Annotated in this window: 14 protein-coding genes and 1 riboswitch; of the genes, 9 read left to right on the top strand and 5 right to left on the bottom strand. The window is 58.5% G+C overall.

From position 1 onward, the window contains the following. The 5 genes from EDC26_RS13725 (at window position 1) to EDC26_RS13705 (ending at window position 3,866) form a co-directional block, all read left to right on the top strand. On the top strand, window positions 1–816 hold the full coding sequence (locus EDC26_RS13725) for an amidohydrolase family protein (protein ID WP_207915158.1): 816 nt from the start codon (window positions 1–3) through the stop codon (window positions 814–816). A gap of 36 nt (window positions 817–852) precedes the next feature. Continuing rightward, a complete protein-coding gene (locus tag EDC26_RS13720; RefSeq protein WP_132583564.1) occupies window positions 853–2,049 on the top strand; it encodes a CaiB/BaiF CoA transferase family protein in 1,197 nt (398 codons plus the stop codon). 18 nt (window positions 2,050–2,067) lie between these two features. Then, window positions 2,068–2,979, top strand: a complete 912-nt coding sequence (locus EDC26_RS13715) for a hydroxymethylglutaryl-CoA lyase (RefSeq protein ID WP_132583562.1) — start codon at window positions 2,068–2,070, stop codon at window positions 2,977–2,979. 243 nt (window positions 2,980–3,222) lie between these two features. Then, entirely contained in the window at window positions 3,223–3,462 is a 240-nt protein-coding gene (locus tag EDC26_RS13710; RefSeq protein ID WP_132583560.1) for an AbrB/MazE/SpoVT family DNA-binding domain-containing protein, read from the top strand. Further along, on the top strand, window positions 3,462–3,866 hold the full coding sequence (locus EDC26_RS13705) for a type II toxin-antitoxin system VapC family toxin (RefSeq protein WP_132583558.1): 405 nt from the start codon (window positions 3,462–3,464) through the stop codon (window positions 3,864–3,866). The genes EDC26_RS13710 and EDC26_RS13705 overlap by 1 nt, the downstream gene beginning before the upstream one ends. 89 nt (window positions 3,867–3,955) lie before the next feature. On the opposite strand, the gene EDC26_RS13700 is transcribed toward EDC26_RS13705, so the two are convergent. Beyond that, window positions 3,956–5,425: a M20 family metallopeptidase gene (locus tag EDC26_RS13700; protein ID WP_132583556.1), complete on the bottom strand. Its 1,470-nt coding sequence runs from the start codon at window positions 5,423–5,425 to the stop codon at window positions 3,956–3,958. 146 nt (window positions 5,426–5,571) lie between these two features. Here EDC26_RS13700 and EDC26_RS13695 point away from each other — a divergent pair, with 146 nt between their 5' ends. Next, a complete protein-coding gene (locus EDC26_RS13695) occupies window positions 5,572–7,242 on the top strand; it encodes an ABC-F family ATP-binding cassette domain-containing protein (protein WP_132583741.1) in 1,671 nt (556 codons plus the stop codon). Between the two features lie 23 nt (window positions 7,243–7,265). On the opposite strand, the gene EDC26_RS13690 is transcribed toward EDC26_RS13695, so the two are convergent. From EDC26_RS13690 to EDC26_RS13675, 4 genes are all read right to left on the bottom strand, one after another. Beyond that, window positions 7,266–7,703 carry a nucleoside deaminase gene (locus tag EDC26_RS13690; protein ID WP_132583554.1) on the bottom strand — a complete coding sequence of 146 codons (438 nt, stop codon included), beginning with the start codon at window positions 7,701–7,703 and terminating at the stop codon, window positions 7,266–7,268. 75 nt (window positions 7,704–7,778) lie between these two features. Beyond that, a complete protein-coding gene (locus EDC26_RS13685; protein WP_132583552.1) occupies window positions 7,779–8,270 on the bottom strand; it encodes a 6,7-dimethyl-8-ribityllumazine synthase in 492 nt (163 codons plus the stop codon). 74 nt (window positions 8,271–8,344) lie between these two features. Continuing rightward, window positions 8,345–8,495: riboswitch (FMN riboswitch) on the bottom strand. 56 nt (window positions 8,496–8,551) lie between these two features. After that, a complete protein-coding gene (locus EDC26_RS13680; RefSeq protein WP_132583550.1) occupies window positions 8,552–9,487 on the bottom strand; it encodes a pirin family protein in 936 nt (311 codons plus the stop codon). Window positions 9,488–9,515: 28 nt separating this feature from the next. After that, window positions 9,516–10,388: a pirin family protein gene (locus tag EDC26_RS13675; protein WP_132583548.1), complete on the bottom strand. Its 873-nt coding sequence runs from the start codon at window positions 10,386–10,388 to the stop codon at window positions 9,516–9,518. A gap of 99 nt (window positions 10,389–10,487) precedes the next feature. On the opposite strand from EDC26_RS13675, the gene EDC26_RS13670 reads away from it, so the two are divergent. The 3 genes from EDC26_RS13670 to EDC26_RS13660 all read left to right on the top strand — a co-directional run bounded on the left by EDC26_RS13670 (window position 10,488) and on the right by EDC26_RS13660 (window position 17,461). Then, window positions 10,488–11,381, top strand: a complete 894-nt coding sequence (locus tag EDC26_RS13670) for a LysR family transcriptional regulator (protein ID WP_132583546.1) — start codon at window positions 10,488–10,490, stop codon at window positions 11,379–11,381. Window positions 11,382–11,421: 40 nt separating this feature from the next. After that, window positions 11,422–12,177, top strand: a complete 756-nt coding sequence (locus tag EDC26_RS13665; RefSeq protein WP_132583544.1) for a FadR/GntR family transcriptional regulator — start codon at window positions 11,422–11,424, stop codon at window positions 12,175–12,177. 436 nt (window positions 12,178–12,613) lie between these two features. After that, window positions 12,614–17,461, top strand: a complete 4,848-nt coding sequence (locus EDC26_RS13660) for an autotransporter outer membrane beta-barrel domain-containing protein (RefSeq protein WP_132583542.1) — start codon at window positions 12,614–12,616, stop codon at window positions 17,459–17,461. The last annotated feature ends 24 nt before the right edge of the window (window positions 17,462–17,485 follow it).

Raw genomic sequence — 17,485 nt, 5'->3', positions numbered from 1 at the left:
TTGAGTGATTTTTCTGCGTTCGACATTCATCACCACGTCGGATCTTTAGACATTGTCGCCGGATCGTCAACAGGACGAGCACCAACACTGGAAGACGATATTGCCCGGCGGCTGACATACATGGACGCAAATAACATCTCTGCGGTCATGCTAATGCCCTCTAACGGATACTCGGCTCCCGATGGAATTCAAGCCACCCGTCGAGTCAATGATTATGTCGCGAAATACCGCGACCAGCGCCCCGACCGATTTCCTGCTGCTGTTGGAACCGTTAGCCCGCTGGACGGAGATGGAGCATTAGATGAAATAGATCGTTGCGTAAACGAGTTGGGCATGAAAGGTATCGTCTGGCATCATCGTTTTCAGGGAACAGCCATTGATCACCCAATGATGGACAAGTTTTTACGACGCCTGCAAGAACATGCTCTTCCTGCATTCATTCATCTTATAGCCGATTCGTCGCTCGAGTCTCCCTGGCGACTCGAAATACTCGCAGATCGATTTCCGGCAGTCCAGTTTGTCGCACTTGATGGTTTTTCGTCACCCGACCACGCACACTGGATGCCCTATTTGGCAGACAAGCATCCCAATATTATCTTTGATACGGGTGTAATGGTTTCTGTAGCGCATTTGATAGAGATATTCGTGCGGCGAATAGGCGCGCATAGACTGTTACTGGGCACTGATTTCTACTCATTCCCAAAATTATTCAATACTGCATTTCCTTTAAATGAGATTCTAGAATCCGACCTTACCGATGATGAGTGTCGTGCCATTCTTAGCGGTAATGCACGCCGTTTGCTGTCTATAAATTGAGACTTCATATTGATTGCTCGTTACTGGAGACAAGATTTGTCACTTGAACATATCGTCGTACTCGACCTTACCCATATGCTGTCCGGCCCCTATGGAACCATGCTGTTGGCAGACCTGGGGGCTCGCACGATAAAAATCGAGCCTCCCATCACCGGCGAAGGCACACGTCGCCTACAAGAACATGATTCCAATTTTTCCCGGGAAGGGATGGGAGCATATTTTTTAACATTAAATCGCAATAAAGAAAGCGTCTGCATCGACTTGAAAAATGAAATCGGCAAAGCAGTGTTTCTTGATCTGGTACGGAAGGCAGACGTCGTGTTCGACAACTTTAGCGTAGGAGTGACCGAACGACTTGGCATTGATTACCAAACCCTATCGAAAGTGAACCCTCGCATCATCACTTGCTCAGTGACAGGCTTTGGTCAAACAGGACCCGACCCTAAACGCCCGGCATTCGATCAAGTAGTACAGGGCATGGGCGGTGGGATGTCTATCACAGGCACTCGTGAGAGCGGCCCGATACGCAGCGGAATTCCTATCGGAGATCTTGGAGGTGGCATTTTTGGAGCCATGGGCGTTCTCGCCGCTATTGCGCAGCGTGATCGGACAGGCGAGGGCCAGCATGTCGACATTTCCATGCTCGACTCACAGATTTCACTGCTCAACTATATGGCAACTATGTATTTGATGTCCGGAATCGTGCCAAGCATGATAGGCAACGGCCATTTCGTGCATGTACCTTACAACTGCTACCCCACGTCCGATGGACATATCATCATTGCCTGCATAGGAGATCAGTTTTTCGCCCAGTTTGCGCAAATATTAGATCTGCCCACGCTGAAAAAACCAGAATACCTGCAACAGCAGGTACGCTTTGCAGCCAAGACCACAATAGATGCAATTATTTCCGACGAGCTAAAGAAACAAACAACAGAACACTGGCTAGAATTGCTGCAAGCTGCACGGATTCCATGCGGGCCGGTAAACAATTTTGAACAGGCGCTTAATGATACGCAAGTTCAAGCTCGCAATATGGTAATTAATGTGTCGCTAAAAACAGGCGAAACGGTTCGCATGCCTGGTAATCCTATCAAGCTTTCGGCCGCAAAAAACATGCAATATGCCGCACCGCCAGACTTGGGAGAGCATACTCGTGATGTCCTGCAAGACCTTTTGGGATATGCGCCACAGAAGGTCGCGCAACTACAGGCCACTGGTGCTATCGCGTGATCAATTTGGACATCCACAATGGACCAACTATACATTACTGATGTCGCCCTACGGGACGGCTTGCAGAACCAACAGATTATGGTCGCTACCTCTGCCAAGCTTGAGCTTATCAAGCTTCTGGTTGCCTCCGGCGTTCAAAGCCTCGAAGCGACCAGTTTCGTTTCGCCAAAGCATGTGCCTCAAATGGCTGATGCAAGCGCCATAATATCCCAGCTAAATATCGACCTGCCCAACTTGCGGGCCTCCGTGCTGGTGCCAAACATGAAAGGACTAGAGCGCGCTTGCGCGGCTGGAGTCAAAGAGATAGCAGTGGTGCTCGCAGCAACAGAAATTATGAACCAGAAAAACATCAACATGAGTCTGGAAACTGCCACAAAAATGAGCGAGCAGACTCTACGCGCAGCTAAAAGCGCAGGTCTGCGCACACGAGCCTATATTGCCGTAGCGTTTGATTGCCCATTTGAAGGGCCAACTTCGCCGGCCACGGTATTGCGTTTGTCGGCGAAGATGCATACCGCTGGCGCCGACGAAATTATAATTGCTGACACTATTGGCTCGGCTTCACCATGCGAAGTGAAGAAGCTTCTTTCAGCCGTTGTGCAAACGGTGCCAATTGCGAGAACGTCAGTGCACTTTCACGACACGCGTGGCATGGGGCTAGCAAATGCGTGGGCGGCGCTAGAAATTGGGATACGCAGATTCGATGCCAGTACCGGTGGTATCGGTGGATGTCCATTTGCCCCCGGCGCCGCCGGAAATTTGGCAACAGAAGATCTTGTATTAATGGCCAGGCAATGCGGACTCCACACCAATATTAATTTACTCGGGCTATTAGCAGCTATTGACTACGCTGAAAAACAACTACAACGAACCTTGGGCGGGCGGTCTATTAAATGGTTGCGGCAACAACAGGAAAAAGGCTCGATATGACCTCCGTGAACTATAGTGCATCCACCCAATTGAACAAATGCAGCGCTTTCTGAAGATTGGTTTTTGGCCCTGGCGCGCACATGTGATCGCACGGCGCCAGGCGTCGGTGGTTTAGTGCGGCAATGGCAGCCACAAGGCCTGTCGCTACAGGCCTATCGCTACGAGCTGAAAAACGTAATCGATTGCCTGCAATCTTCACAAGTATTACAATAAGTCTTTCAGTAATACTCGATGAGCCGAACCATGTCGACGACACTTACCAGCAAGGGCCAGGTCACCATCCCCAAGCAGATTCGCGATGCGCTCGATCTGGCGCCCGGCTGCGCCGTGGATTTTGCCGTTAATCATGAAGGCGATGTGCTCATCCACAAAGTCGGCGCACGGGCAAGCCGCAAACCAGATCGTTTCCAGGCGGCTCGCGGCAAGGCCGATGTCATTTGGCGAACCGACGATCTAATGGCGCTACTGCGTGGCGAGAGCTGATGCTGCTGGTCGATACCAACGTGCTGGTCGACGTGCTGGAAAATGATCCGGCCTGGGTCGACTGGTCGATCGCTCAATTACGCGCCCAGTCGAAAATCCATCGTCTGGCCATTAATCCTATTATTTATTCCGAGCTGTCGCTGACATTTTCCACGGTGGAAGCCTTGGACCAAATCCTTGACGATCTTGGTATGACAATGATCGAGATGCCGCGTCCGGCCCTGTTCCTTGCCGGTAAGGCATTTGTGCGTTACCGCCGGCTCGGCGGGACAAAGAACAATGTTCTCGGCGATTTTTTTATTGGAGCCCACGCAGCCGTGTCAGACTATCCGATATTGACCCGGGATACACGGCGCTACGCCTCGTATTTTTCCAGCGTGAGGCTAATAACGCCCGAAAAATAGAGGGCAGCGATGGCAGCCACAAGAGCTGCCGCTACATGAGCAGCGAATATGTTTTTGTAGCGGCAGCCCTTGTGGCTGCCATGTTTTCGCTAAACCGGCAGCGCCGCAATCGTCTGCGCCACGGCAGCGGTCAGCCGCTTCCCATAGGGAACATGCAGAAACTCGTTAGGGCCATGCGCATTTGATTGTGGCCCCAGCACCCCGCACACCATGAACTGCGACTTCGGAAACCCCTTTTGCAGCAAGCTCATCAGCGGTATGGTCCCGCCTTGCCCAATATAGCCACAAGGCGCACCGTAATATTGCTGGGAGGCCGCGTCCAGGGCTTCGTGCAGCCAGGCGGCCGATTCCGGCGCATTCCATCCGGTGGCCACGCCTTGATCGGGCTTGAACAGCACTTTGGCGTTATAGGGCGCGTCCGATTCCAGCAACGCTTTCAACTCTTGGGCCGCCGTCACCGCATCGACCAGCGGCGGCAAGCGCAGCGAAAGCTTGAACGCGGTGCGCGGACGCAGCACATTGCCGGCGCTGGTCAACGGCGGCAACCCTTCTGCACCGGTCACGGACAAGGTCGGCTTCCACGTGCGGTTCAACAAGGCTTGCTCAGGCTCGGTCGTCATAGGCAGCACAAAACCGCCCTCGGCACCGCAACTCCAGGGGAAACGGCGCCAGACTTCGTCTCCTAGAATACGCGCCGCGGCGTGCACCTGTTCGATGCGATCGGCCGGGATCTCGCAATGAAAGCCATGCGGCAGCAGGCGGCCCGTCGCGCTGTCTTCCAGACGGTCGAGCAAATGCCGCAAAATGCGAAAGCTGGAAGGCACCACACCGCTGGAGTCGCCCGAATGCACGCCCTCTTCCAGCACCTGCACCTCCAGCGTGCCGGCCACCAGGCCGCGCAACGATGTCGTCATCCAAAGCTGGTCGTAATTGCCCGCCCCCGAATCCAGACAAACCACCAGAGCCACATGGCCCATGCGATCGCGCAGCGCCTCGACATACGGCAGCAGATCGTAGCTTCCCGACTCTTCGCAGGTTTCGATCAGCCCCACACAGCGCGGTCGCGGTACATCCTGCTTGTCCAGAGACAAAATCGCCGTAAGCGACGCATAGACGGCATACCCGTCGTCGGCGCCTCCACGGCCGTAGAGTTTGCCATTTTCATACTTGGGCGTCCACGGCCCCAGTCCCGAGCGCCATCCGGAAAACTCCGGCTGCTTGTCAAGATGGCCGTACATCAGCACCGTATCGCCGTTATCTTTGCGAGTGGCCGGTGCTTCAAAGTAGATGACGGGAGTGCGGCCTGGCAGACGGACCACCTCCAATGTCAGGTTCGATACCTTCTGCGCCTGGACCCATTGCGCGGCATCGCGCACGACGCGTTCGAGATACGCATTCTTGGCCCAATCGGCATCGAACGCCGGACTTTTGGCGGGAATGGCAATGTAGTCGGTCAGGGCAGGAATAATCGCGCGATCCCATTTTTCGTCTACAAAAGCTTGCAAGGCTTGTGGATCCAGGGAGGGAGGCAAGGCCTCGTGGGGGATGCGAGCATTCATTGCTTTTCCTCATCGATAGTGAACCCGTTGATTTTAAACCCAAGTCCATGCCTTCGCGCCAGGCGCGAATGCTACAATCCACGCCCTCCTACATGGTTTTCTATCGCCCTGCCCGGACACACACGACGAGCGAAGGGCCTATTTCAATGATTATTCTCAAGAACGTGACCTTGCGTCGCGGCAGCAAAGTACTGCTCGACAGCACTTCCGTTACGCTCAATCCCGGTGAAAAAACAGGCCTGGTTGGCCGCAACGGCGCGGGCAAATCGTCCCTGTTCGCAGTGCTCAACGGCACGCTGCATGAAGACGGCGGCGAATTCTCCATTCCGGCGCAATGGCGCATGTCGCAGGTTGCGCAGGACATGCCTGAAACCGCGCAAAGCGCCACCGACTTCGTGGTCGACGGCGACACGCTTTTGCTCGCCGCCCAAGCCGAGGTGGACGCTGCGCTGGCCGGCGACGATGGCATGCAAATGGCGCACGCCTATATGGCGCTGCACGATGCGGGCGCACACGATGCGCCAGCGCGAGCGCAGGCCCTGATTTTAGGGCTGGGATTCAGTGTCGCCGAGCTCGACAAGCCTGTGAACAGCTTCTCGGGAGGCTGGCGCATGCGCTTGCAACTGGCGCGCGCACTGATGTGCCCGTCTGATTTGCTCTTGCTCGACGAACCCACGAATCACCTGGATCTGGACGCACTGGTGTGGCTGGAAGCCTGGCTGAAAAACTATGCCGGCACGATGGTCGTCATCAGCCACGACCGCGAATTTCTCGATGCCGTCACCGGCGTTACGTTGCATATCGATCATGGCAAGCTGGTGCGCTACAGCGGCAATTACAGCAAGTTCGAAGACATGCGCGCCGAGCAGATGTTGCTGCAACAGGCCGCAGCCGCCAAGCAGCAGGAAAAAGCCGCGCATCTGCAAAAATTCATTGATCGCTTCAAGGCAAAAGCCAGCAAGGCCAAGCAGGCGCAAAGCCGCGTCAAGGCGCTCGAACGCATGGAAAAAATTGCGCCGATCCTGGCCGATGCAGACTTCCAGTTTGAGTTCAAGGAGCCGTCGAACCTGCCCAACCCCATGCTGGCGATGTCCGATGCAAGCTTCGGCTACCCGCCGCCCGCCGATGCGGCGGCCGGCATGGCGCCGACGGTTATCGTGCAAAACATCAATCGTTCGGTGCTCGCCGGACAACGGATCGGTATTTTGGGAGCCAACGGCCAGGGCAAGTCAACCTTCGTAAAAACCATTGCCGGCGCATTGCAGCCCATCGCCGGCGATGTGATCCGTGGCAAGGGCTTGAATATCGGCTATTTCTCGCAACAAGAGCTCGACGTCTTGCGCCCGGGCGATACTCCGCTGGAGCATATGTTTCGCCTGGTGCGCGATACGCCGGCCAACGTGCGGCCCAGCGCCATGGACTGCCGTGAACAAGGGCTGCGCAATTTCCTGGGCACCTTCAATTTCAGTGGTGATATGGTCAAACAGGCCGTGGGCAGCATGAGCGGCGGCGAAAAAGCGCGACTGGTGTTGTGCATGATCGTTTGGCAACGGCCCAATCTGCTGCTGCTCGACGAGCCGACCAATCACCTGGATCTGGCGACCCGTGAAGCCTTGAGCGTTGCCCTAAACGAGTTCGAAGGCTCGGTGATGCTGGTCAGCCACGACCGGGCCCTGTTGCGCGCAGTGTGTGACGAATTCTGGCTGGTATCGCGCGGCGGCATGAAAGACTTTGACGGAGATCTGGACGATTACCAGGTTTATCTGCTGGACGAGGCGCGACGCCGGCGAGAGACGGCGGCCGCCACGGTTTTGTAGCGGCACCCCTTGTGGGTGCCATATCACACCCCAATATCCTCATCCCACAACGCCGGCTTGGCGGCAATGAAATCGCGCATCAATGCAATGCAGGTTTCGTCCTGCAGCGTTTCCACCTGCACGCCGCGATCGCGCAACAAGGCTTCGTCGCCCATGAATGTGCGGTTTTCGCCCACGACCACCTTCGGAATCCCGTAGAGCAAAATAGCGCCGCTGCACATCGGGCAGGGCGAAAGAGTCGTGTACAACACCGACTCGCGGTATACGCTGGCCGGCTGACGGCCGGCGTTTTCGAACGCGTCCATTTCGCCATGCAGGATCGCGCTGCCCTGCTGGACCCGCCGGTTGTGCCCTCGGCCGATGATCCGGCCCTGATGCACGAGCACCGAACCAATCGGGATGCCGCCCTCGGCCAGGCCGCATTGCGCCTCCTCAATAGCCGCTTGCATGAAGCTGCTCATATCGACTCACCTTTATTAATCACCCGCCCATCCAGGGCCGCGGCAAAAAATTTTCAACCCATCAGAAAAACCGCCTCAAGCCGCCTTGCCCCACTGCTCGAGCTGTTGCGTTTTCTCGATCGTGTCGGTGCAAGCCTGTGCCGCCTCCATCCCCTTCACACGAAAGTGCTCGCGAAAGAACTTGGTATGTTCATCGTGAGCATTGAAATGGTGGGGCGTCAGAACGGCCGAAATGACCGGCACGCTGGTCTCCAGCTGTACCTGCATCAGCCCTGTAATGACGGCCCCGGCGACGAATTCGTGGCGATAGATCCCGCCATCGACCACGAACCCCGCGGCCACCACCGCCTTGTACCGGCCGCTTTGGGCAAGCCGCTTCGCGTATAACGGTATTTCGAAGGCGCCGGCCACCTCGAAGTAATCGACCGCACTATCCGCAAAGCCGAGATTTTTCATTTCCTCTGCAAATCCGATACGGCATTGATCCACAACGTCGCGATGCCAACATGCTTGCACAAAGGCAATTCTGGCCGCTTTGGAAAAGGCACTGGCTTGATGGGAAGACATTCTTTGAAGCTCCTATTTACGAAAAATAGGGCGCACGGGATAACCACGACGGCACGGAAACAACCAGGCAGAAACCCCATTCTCTTTCATCCGGACTTTAACCGTCGGCCCCGGAATCCAACCAGGTCTGCTGTCCCTGCCGCATAAACCAGCAAGCGCTCGCGGGCTATGCGCTAACGCGCAATTACCGCCGGTGGGGATTTTCGCCCCGCCCTGAGAACGTTGCAACGAATCACGTTGCGTAAAGACTATATCACGAAGGAAGCACGCTAGATGCCTGGTCAGGCAAAACCCGGCCACGGCAAAGCGGGAGCCACCAGGGGCGCGCCATCGTAGCCATCGACGCGCCCAAAGCGGGCGCCGCCCGCTTCCCATTCGTGCTGGGCCTGGGCAATTTCGGATTTGCTGTGGCCCACGAAATTCCACCACAGCAGAATTTCTTCCCGATAGGGTTCGCCGCCAATCAAAATAGCCCGGCTATCAGCCGAAAAATGCAGGTTCGCACGCGTTGATCCCGACCCCAGATAAGCCAGTTCGTTGGCGGCAAAACTTTCCTGATCAATCGAAACATGGCCCGTCAAAGGCAATACACCATATTCGAACGCGGGATCCAGCGTCAGTTCGACAGCGCCGCCCTGCGCGCTGAACACATCGATTCCCACCAGCGGCGAGTACGTTTTGGCCGCGGCGCTACGCCCTTCATAGCGGCCGGCCAACAAGGTAAAACGGCAACCCTGCGCATCCCACACGGGCAGATCCGGATGATGATCGAAGGCCGGCTCGCAGTCCTTGTCCTTGGACGGCAAAGCAATCCACAACTGAGCCGCGTGCAGCTTGTTTTCCCCCGGCAATGATTCCTCGGTGTGAGTGATGCCTCGTCCGGCCGTCATCAGATTGACCTGGCCGGGGCGTATGACCTGAACATTGCCCAGGCTATCGCGGTGCAGAACCTCACCCTCGATCATCCACGTGAACGTCTGCAAGCCCGTATGCGGGTGCGGCCCCACGCGCATGCCCGCGCCGGGGCTGAAAACGGCCGGGCCGGCATGATCCAGGAAACACCAGGCGCCGATCATCCTGCGCTGTCGCGACGGCATCAGGCGATTGACCGAAATGCCGCCGCCAATTTCGGCGCTGCGTGCGATCACGCGCTGTATGGCTGGTTCGCCATCGGCCTGCTGGCCCGATGGCGCAGGCTGGGTTTCATTAGTGCTCATTCGCATTTCTCCTGGATGATGTGCGGATTTACGCCGCCTGCGGCATCTGGCCAAACCGGCCACTGTTGAAGTCTTCGATGGCTTGCTGGATTTCAGCCTGCGTGTTCATCACGAACGGACCATAGCCTACTATCGGTTCTTCTATGGGTTCGCCGCTTAACACCAGCACCGTCGCATCGCTGTTGGCCTCCAGAGACACATCGGTTCCAGCGCGGTCGAGCATGACCATTTGCGCTTCACGCGCGAGCTGTTGCCCATTGACAAGCACAGTACCATGCAGCACGACCAGCGCAAAGGTGCGGCCCTCGGGCGCCATCAATTCGGTCGTGTGGCCAGCCCGCAAACGCAAGTCCCACACATCGATCGGCGTGAACGTCTTGGCCGGCCCCTGATGCCCCTTGTAGTTGCCCGCGATGACTCGCACTTGCCCGGCGTTGCCGGCCAATTCAAGCGAAGGGATGTCGCCGTCGAGTATCGTCTGGTAGCCCGGCGCACTCATTTTGTCCTTGGCGGGAAGGTTTACCCAAAGCTGCACCATTTCCAGAGAGCCACCCGTACGGGTGAACTCAGGCGAATGGAACTCTTCATGCAGGATGCCCGAGGCCGCCGTCATCCATTGCACATCGCCCGGGCCGATAAGGCCGCCGCTACCGGTCGAATCGCGGTGCGCCACTTCGCCCTTGTAGACAATCGTGACTGTCTCGAAGCCGCGATGCGGATGCTCGCCTACGCCGCGCGGGCGTTGGGCGGGGGCAAAATCCATCGGGCCCGCATAGTCCAGCAGCAAAAAAGGGCTAACGTGCTTGCCCAAAGTGTCATACGAAAATAGCGAGCGAACCGGGAAGCCATCACCCACCCAATGCTGTCTGGGGCTGCTATAGGTGCCGAGAATTTTTTTCATAGTGTTTCTCCTGATGTTCATGAATACCATCATAGGGGCTCAACATTTTTCGCGGTAGACCGGTTAAATTGCCATCAGAGTTCTATTTAAGGAACAATAATGGAAGATCTCAACGATCTCTACTACTTCGCGCAGGTCGTCGAGCACCGCGGCTTTGCGCCGGCGGGCCGGGCCTTGAACATGCCAAAGTCCAAACTTAGCAGACGCATATCCCAGCTTGAGGAACGCCTCGGTGTTCGCCTGATACAACGATCGACGCGGCACTTTTTCGTGACCGAGCTGGGCCAGGAATACTACCGCCATTGCGTCGCCATGCTGATTGAAGCCGAAGCGGCCGCAGAGGCCGTCCAGCGCATGCAGTCAGAACCGCAAGGCATTGTGCGCATGAGCTGTCCCACCACCCTGCTGCACTACTGCATAGGCGAACTGGTCGGCCGTTTCATGGTTGAAAACCCGCGTGTTCAGGTGCACCTTGATGCCGCAAACCGGCAGGCAGATGTGTTGGGAGAAGGACTGGACCTGGCTCTACGCGTGCGTTTCCCACCTTTGGAAAGCAGCGATCTCGTGATGCGGGTATTGGCCGACAGCCCACAACGGCTGGTGGCCAGCCCACGTTTATCAGGTGCGCTTAAATCACGGCTGACGCCGGCCGATTTGAGCGGCTTGCCCAGCATGGATTGGCGGGGATCGCAGCATGATCATCTCTGGCGGCTGAACGGCCCCAATGGGGCTATCGCCGAAGTACCGCATCACCCCCGCTATATCACCGAAGACATGACGGCGCTGCGCCAGGCCGCCCTGCTGGGAATCGGTGTCGTGCAACTACCGTGCATGGTGGTGGAAAAGGACCTGCAGGAAGGACGCCTGGTGGACATCATTCCTGACTGGACTCCTCAGGGCGCGATCGTGCACGCGGTATTCCCATCGCGCAGGGGCCTGCTGCCTTCAGTGCGTACGCTCATTGATTTTCTGGCCGATCACATCCAGAAATAATCGCATTGACAGGCATCATATGTGCTTATACTGTGCAGCAATGGCTACGACTTCCAGTGCCTCTTCCAAAAAACGCCCGCGCAGCCTGACCGACAAGGTAGTCGACGCGTTCTCCGAACATATCCGCAATGGCCGTTTCAGCACCGGCGCGAAGCTTCCCACCGAATCGGACATCATGCGCGAACACTCGGTCAGCCGCACCGTCGTGCGCGAAGCCATTTCGCGCCTGCAGGCGGCCGGTCTGGTCGAAACCCGCCACGGCATCGGCACTTTCGTGCTGGAGCCCAACGCCGGCCAGGCGGTCAAGATTGCGACAGATGGCATTTTCACCATGCTCGACACCCTGGCGGTTCTGGAGCTGCGTTTGGGCCTGGAAACCGAAGTCGCGGCGCTCGCCGCCGTGCGCCGCAGCGATCAAGACGTACTGGCGCTCAGCGCCTTGCTCGACGACTTCGAAAAACATATCGATCAAGCCGACGGCAGCGCCATTTCAGCCGACTTGGCCTTTCATTTGAAGATGGCGAGCATCGCCGGAAACCAGTATTTTCAGGACATTCTTCGCCAGTTGGGCAACAACATGATCCCCCGGGCTCGTATCGACACGGCTCAGCTGGCTCTGGATGACCGACGCATCTACTTGCAGCGCGTCAACCGCGAGCACGAAAATATATATGCCGCCATCGAACGGCGCGACCCCGAGGCCGCACGCGCCGCCATGCGCACCCATCTGACCAATAGCCGCGAGCGCCTGCGCAAAGCGTACGAACAGATGACGCACGAATCGGCGAAAGGCTGAACTGCGACAGGTCCAGATTCCGGCCGAAATGCTGGGGGTCGCGGCAGCAATGTAGTGGCAGCCCTTGTGGCTGCCATTTTTGTAGCGCATCGATGGCACCCACAAGGGGTGCCGCTACAGAACGTACCCGCAGCGGGGGTAGCATTTTTATGCTGTGGGACGTTATACATCACATTCTGAAAAAGGTATGTGAACCATCAAAAATTACCCTAATAGAAGATGGATTTGAGCCATCGGCCAAAGCTGCCATCAGGTATATATCAAGTGCAAAAAGTAACCATTTAGCGCTAAAGAAATGTTAAGATACATATAAAGATATGTATTGTTTCTTTTCAGAAACAATTTGGAATGCGATTTCACGCCTGATATCGCCTGACGAGCCTGAAACCGGGACACCCATCCCCTCAAACACCAGCCTTGCCATACGGGACGCCGCATGATTCTTCGCACCCCACGACAACACCCGAATTTTGCCACTCTGTTCGCGGCGCTTGTCGTGGCCTTGTCGATTCCATACTCCCCTGCCCGGGCGCAATCGTGGATGCCCGTAGGCCCTTCTCCCACCATCATGGCCACGCCTGGCGGCGCCTCGACCAACGTCGTAGGCATCGGCAACAATCCGGTAGCGGGAGCCATGCAGGCCGTGCTGCCCAGCCCCACCCATCCCAACATGCTGTTTGCCAGCGCGGTCAACGGCGGCGTCTGGCAGACCGTGGACGGCGGAGCTACCTGGAAACCGCTGGGCGACGATCTCCCGTCCCTGTCGATTGGCGCCATGTCTTTCGACCAGAGCGACCCGTCTTATTTATGGGTGGGCTTTGGCAAGCAAAGCTCGTACAACGTAAGCGGCGCATCGACCGGCATCGTGCGCTTTGACACCACCACGGGGGCCTGGTCGCCTCCTCTGGGCAACGATCTGATGGGCAAGGATATCTCGCGAATTATTGCCAACGGCAATCAGATCGTAGTAGGCATCAAGACGTCGCCAAACGACCCCGGCGTCTGGCGCAGCGCCGACGGCGGCGCGACATTCACCAATGCCAGCACCGGCCTGCCCGCCGGCAATATCACCAGCCTGGTGAACGACCCCAACAACGCCAACCGCTACTACGCCGCGGTCGTGGCGGGCAAGGATAGCGCCGGCATTTACCAGGATCCCAAAGGGGTATACCGCTCTGACGACGGTGGGGCCAGCTGGACCTGGCTGTCGGCCTTGCCCATCCTCAAGCCCGCCAGCGCGAATATGCCTCTGACCCAGGACATCATGCTGTCCATCGCCCGCGACGGAACCGTTGTGGCCAGCGTCATCAGCCCCGTCAGCACCCCCAGCGGGCTATTAAAGGAAAACCCGCCCGTCACGGTATACCGCTCCTCCAATCAGGGCCAGTCCTGGACCAGCATGGGGTCGGTAGGCACCACCGAATATCTGCCCGACGGCACGACGGTTCAGTGGGGCATCTACACCTCGGGGCAATTCGGGCTGCATGGCGCGCTGCTGGTCGACCCCAACGACTCCACCGTGGTGTACCTGAGCGGCGATGCACAGGGCCCCGGCGCGCTGGTCGGCGATGGCCTGCCCACCTCCATCGGCGCGCGCACCTACAGCGGCCGCCTGTTTCGCGGCAAGTTCAACCCCGCCACCGGCCAAACCGTATGGGAAGCCATCACCGATGATTACACGGCCAATGGCTCGGGCCCTCACGCCGATTCGCGCTTCATGATGATCGATGCGGCCGGCAATCTGCTGCAGACCGACGACGGCGGCATTTACCGGCGCACCGACCCGACAAGCCGCTACGGCATCTGGCAGTCTTTGAACGGCAATCTGCAAACGGGGGAAATCCACGACGCGGCCTGGAACGCGCTAAGCCACACCACCGTTGCCGCCATGCAGGACAACGGCTCGACCATCCAGTTGCGCGCAGGCAACCCCACCTATGCCGTCGTGGCCGGCGGCGACGGCGGCATTGCCGCGGTCAATTCCAACTGGCAGTTAAACGGCCAGCGCTATGCGGCAAACTACATCAGTTCGCAGCACCTGGGAGGCCCCACGCGCATTCGAACCGATGCCGCAAACGAAGGAATAGCCGCCACAACGCTGGATCTGGGCATAGAACAAAACGGGCAGTTCCTGCGCTTTGGCGACGGCACGGGTCAAATCGATCCCCCGCGACCCAAAAAGCCCGTCACCAAGGGCCAGGCCGCGGCGGCTCAAACCCAGACAGGCATTGAGGTCATACCGTTCTACCCCAGCTTTGTCTTGAATAGAGTCGACCCAACCCGCTTTGCGATAGGCGGCTACGATCTGTATGCCGGCCAGGACCCGATGGTGGAAGACAGTCAGAATCCGGTCCGGATCGTCACGCAAAAACTCACCAACACCGGCCCGACCAACCTGGGCTTCATTTCACTTGCCTACGGCGCCCACAACAATGCCGACGCCCTGCTTGGCGGCACGGGCTATCGCAACGACCTTGCCGTCAACGGCGACCTGTACTACACCCCGGACGTCAATACCACGGTGCCAACGTCCATATACAGCAGCACGGGCATTCAGGCGGCGCTCTTTGACCGGAGCCTGGGGACCGGGCGGGTTTACGCCAGCGACGGCACCCATATTTTGCGCGGGGCACCCACCAGCAATACCGCCTATGCCTTTACCGACATCAGCGGCAATCTGCCTGCAGGCTTCAACGAGCGGCGCGGCCTGGATCACATCGATTACAACGGCGTATCGGCCCTGGTCGCCGCAGGCACCCATAACGTGGCCGGCGGCAACTGGCTATATACCTTGCGCGGCCCGGCCGACGCCACCAGTTTCATCTGGGACACCCGGCTGGGGAAAATTCCCAACAGCCAGGTATTCGGCCTGGACTACTCCACCGAAGATGATGTGTTGCTGGCCTACACCATGGGCCGCGGCGCTTTCGCGCTGGCTGACGTGACCACTTATTTTCCCGAAGCTACGCAACTGATTTTTGGCCAGGCCGGCTTTGACAGCCTGCCTGTCAACGCCCAGTTGACCGATGGCCAGACACTTGACGGTCACGCGTTTGGCCGCCCCCTGATCAAACGGGGCGCCGGCACGCTCAGCCTGGCAGGTGCCACGGCTACCTACAGCGGCGGTACGTCCTTGAATGGCGGCCTGACGCTGGTCGATTCAGACGCCAACCTGGGCGTTGGCGGCAGCGGCCTGAGCTTTGACAGCGGCACCCTGCGCTTTCTGGCCCCGTTCAGCCTGAACCGCCCAATCAATCTCATGGCAGGCGGGGGCGCGCTCGACACCGGCCGCCTGGCCGTCGCACAAGGCAGCCAGCCTATCGGCGGCACCGGCCAGCTCACCATCACGGGTGGCGGCCTATACACACTGACTACAGACAATTCGTATACCGGGGGGACGTTCATTTCCGGCGCCACACTGGCCGCATCCAAAGATAGTCAGCTGGGCGCAGCCGGCGGCGGCATCGGCTTTGATGCAGGGCGTCTGAATCTGCAAGACAACTTTGCCCTGAACCCATCCGGAACATTCAATCGCCCGCTTACCGTATATCTGGGCGGAGGCACGCTGGACACCGGCAACAACGACATTCCCTTTGCAGGAAGCATCAACGGCAGCGGCGCGCTTACCTTTCTGGGACACCCACTGCAAATTGCCGGCGACCTGCACATGAACGCAATCTGGAACGGCCCCATGAATGTACCCGCGAGCATCACGCTGCGCGGCACGGGCCTCATCAACGGTCCGCTCACCGTGCGGGGCAGACTTTATCCCGGCAACTCACCCGGCACCATGACCGTCAACGGCCCCGTCACGCAGATGCCGGGCAGCTCTTTTGCCGTCGATATAGACGGCACGGGAACGGCCAACGGCCCAGGCAATTATTCGCGCCTCGTAGTCAACGGCCTGGCCAATACCTACACCGCCAACGGCCAGATCACGCCAATTCTGCGCGGCATCACCGGCGCGGCCAGCAATATCTACACCCCCGCGCTAGGCCAGGGCTTCACGGTCGTCCAGGCAGCAGGCGGGGTGTCAGGCAGCTATAGCGGGCTCACCCAGCCGGCCAGCGGGCTGTTGCCGGGCTCGCGCTTCGATACGGTATATGGCAGCCAGGCAGTGCAGCTTTACGTGACTCCGGCTTCCTATACCGGCCTGGACGTGCTGGGGATTCCCACCAACGCCAATCGGCAACGGGTAGGCGGCGCGCTGGAGCGCATCCGGCCAGCGGCGGGCGTGCGCGCGCCTGGCGGCAGCCAGGCTTTATTCGATGCGCTCTCACCCGTTGGCGCCACGCAACTGGCTCCCACCCTGGATCAATTAAGCGGTGTCAGCCATGCCCAATTGCTCTGGTCGGATATGAACAACAGCAAGATGCTGACGCGACAACTCATGGATCTGGTCGGAACCAGCCGGCGCGATGAACGCGGCGTCCAAACCCGCGCGATCGACGGCAAAAGCGACAGTTCGGCATGGGCCTATGTCCTGCAACGCAATAGCCACCAGAAAGACGATAGCCTGGGCTACGGTTACGACGATACGGCCAATGGCATTATGGTCGGCTTCGAGCGGCGCCTGGCGCCCGGCGCGGTGGCCGGCATCTCTCTGGGCTACGCCGACAGCAGGCCCACAGTCACTCAGGGCATGGGCAGCGGCAGTCTGCAAAACTGGCAACTGATGGCCTACGGCAGCCGCGAACGAGACGGCTGGTTCGTGGAAGGCGCCGCCGGCTTTGGCATCGGCCAGATATCTGCCCGGCGCAACGTGAACCTGCCAGGCATCGGCGGCGTCTATCGCGCCGATCTGCGCAGCCGCAATCTAACGCTGGAAGGCCAGACGGGCTGGAGACTGGAAGGCGACGGCCCGCGACTTGAAGCGTCGCTGGGTTTGCAATACCTTGCCAGCCGCCATCTCGCGGCCTCTGAAAACGGCGCCGCATCGGCCGCCGTACTGGGCATCTCAGCGGGCACCCTGCAATCGCTCGCTCCTTCCGCGGGGCTGGCGGGCAGCATCCCCTTCAAGACGGCCGCCATGGACTGGCGCGCATCGTTGCGAGCGCGCGTCAGCCATGAACTGCTCGACAAGCGTCCCACCCTGAATACAACCCTGCTCGGCACCTCCATGGACATCAAAGGCGCAGCGGTCGGCCGCACAACCGTCACCGTGGGCTTGGGGCTAAGCGGCCAGATCAATCAACGCGTCAGTGTGTATGCCGACGTGGCGCAAGAAACGGCCGGCCACTGGCGCGCCACGACGGCGAGCATGGGACTGCGAATCATGTGGTGAGGGGCGGATGGCACCCACAAGGGG

The sequence above is a fragment of the Paralcaligenes ureilyticus genome (assembly GCF_004346225.1).
Lineage (GTDB): Bacteria > Pseudomonadota > Gammaproteobacteria > Burkholderiales > Burkholderiaceae_B > Paralcaligenes > Paralcaligenes ureilyticus.
Note: the sequence above shows the minus strand (reverse complement) of the source record. Positions and strands in the feature narration are given on the sequence as shown.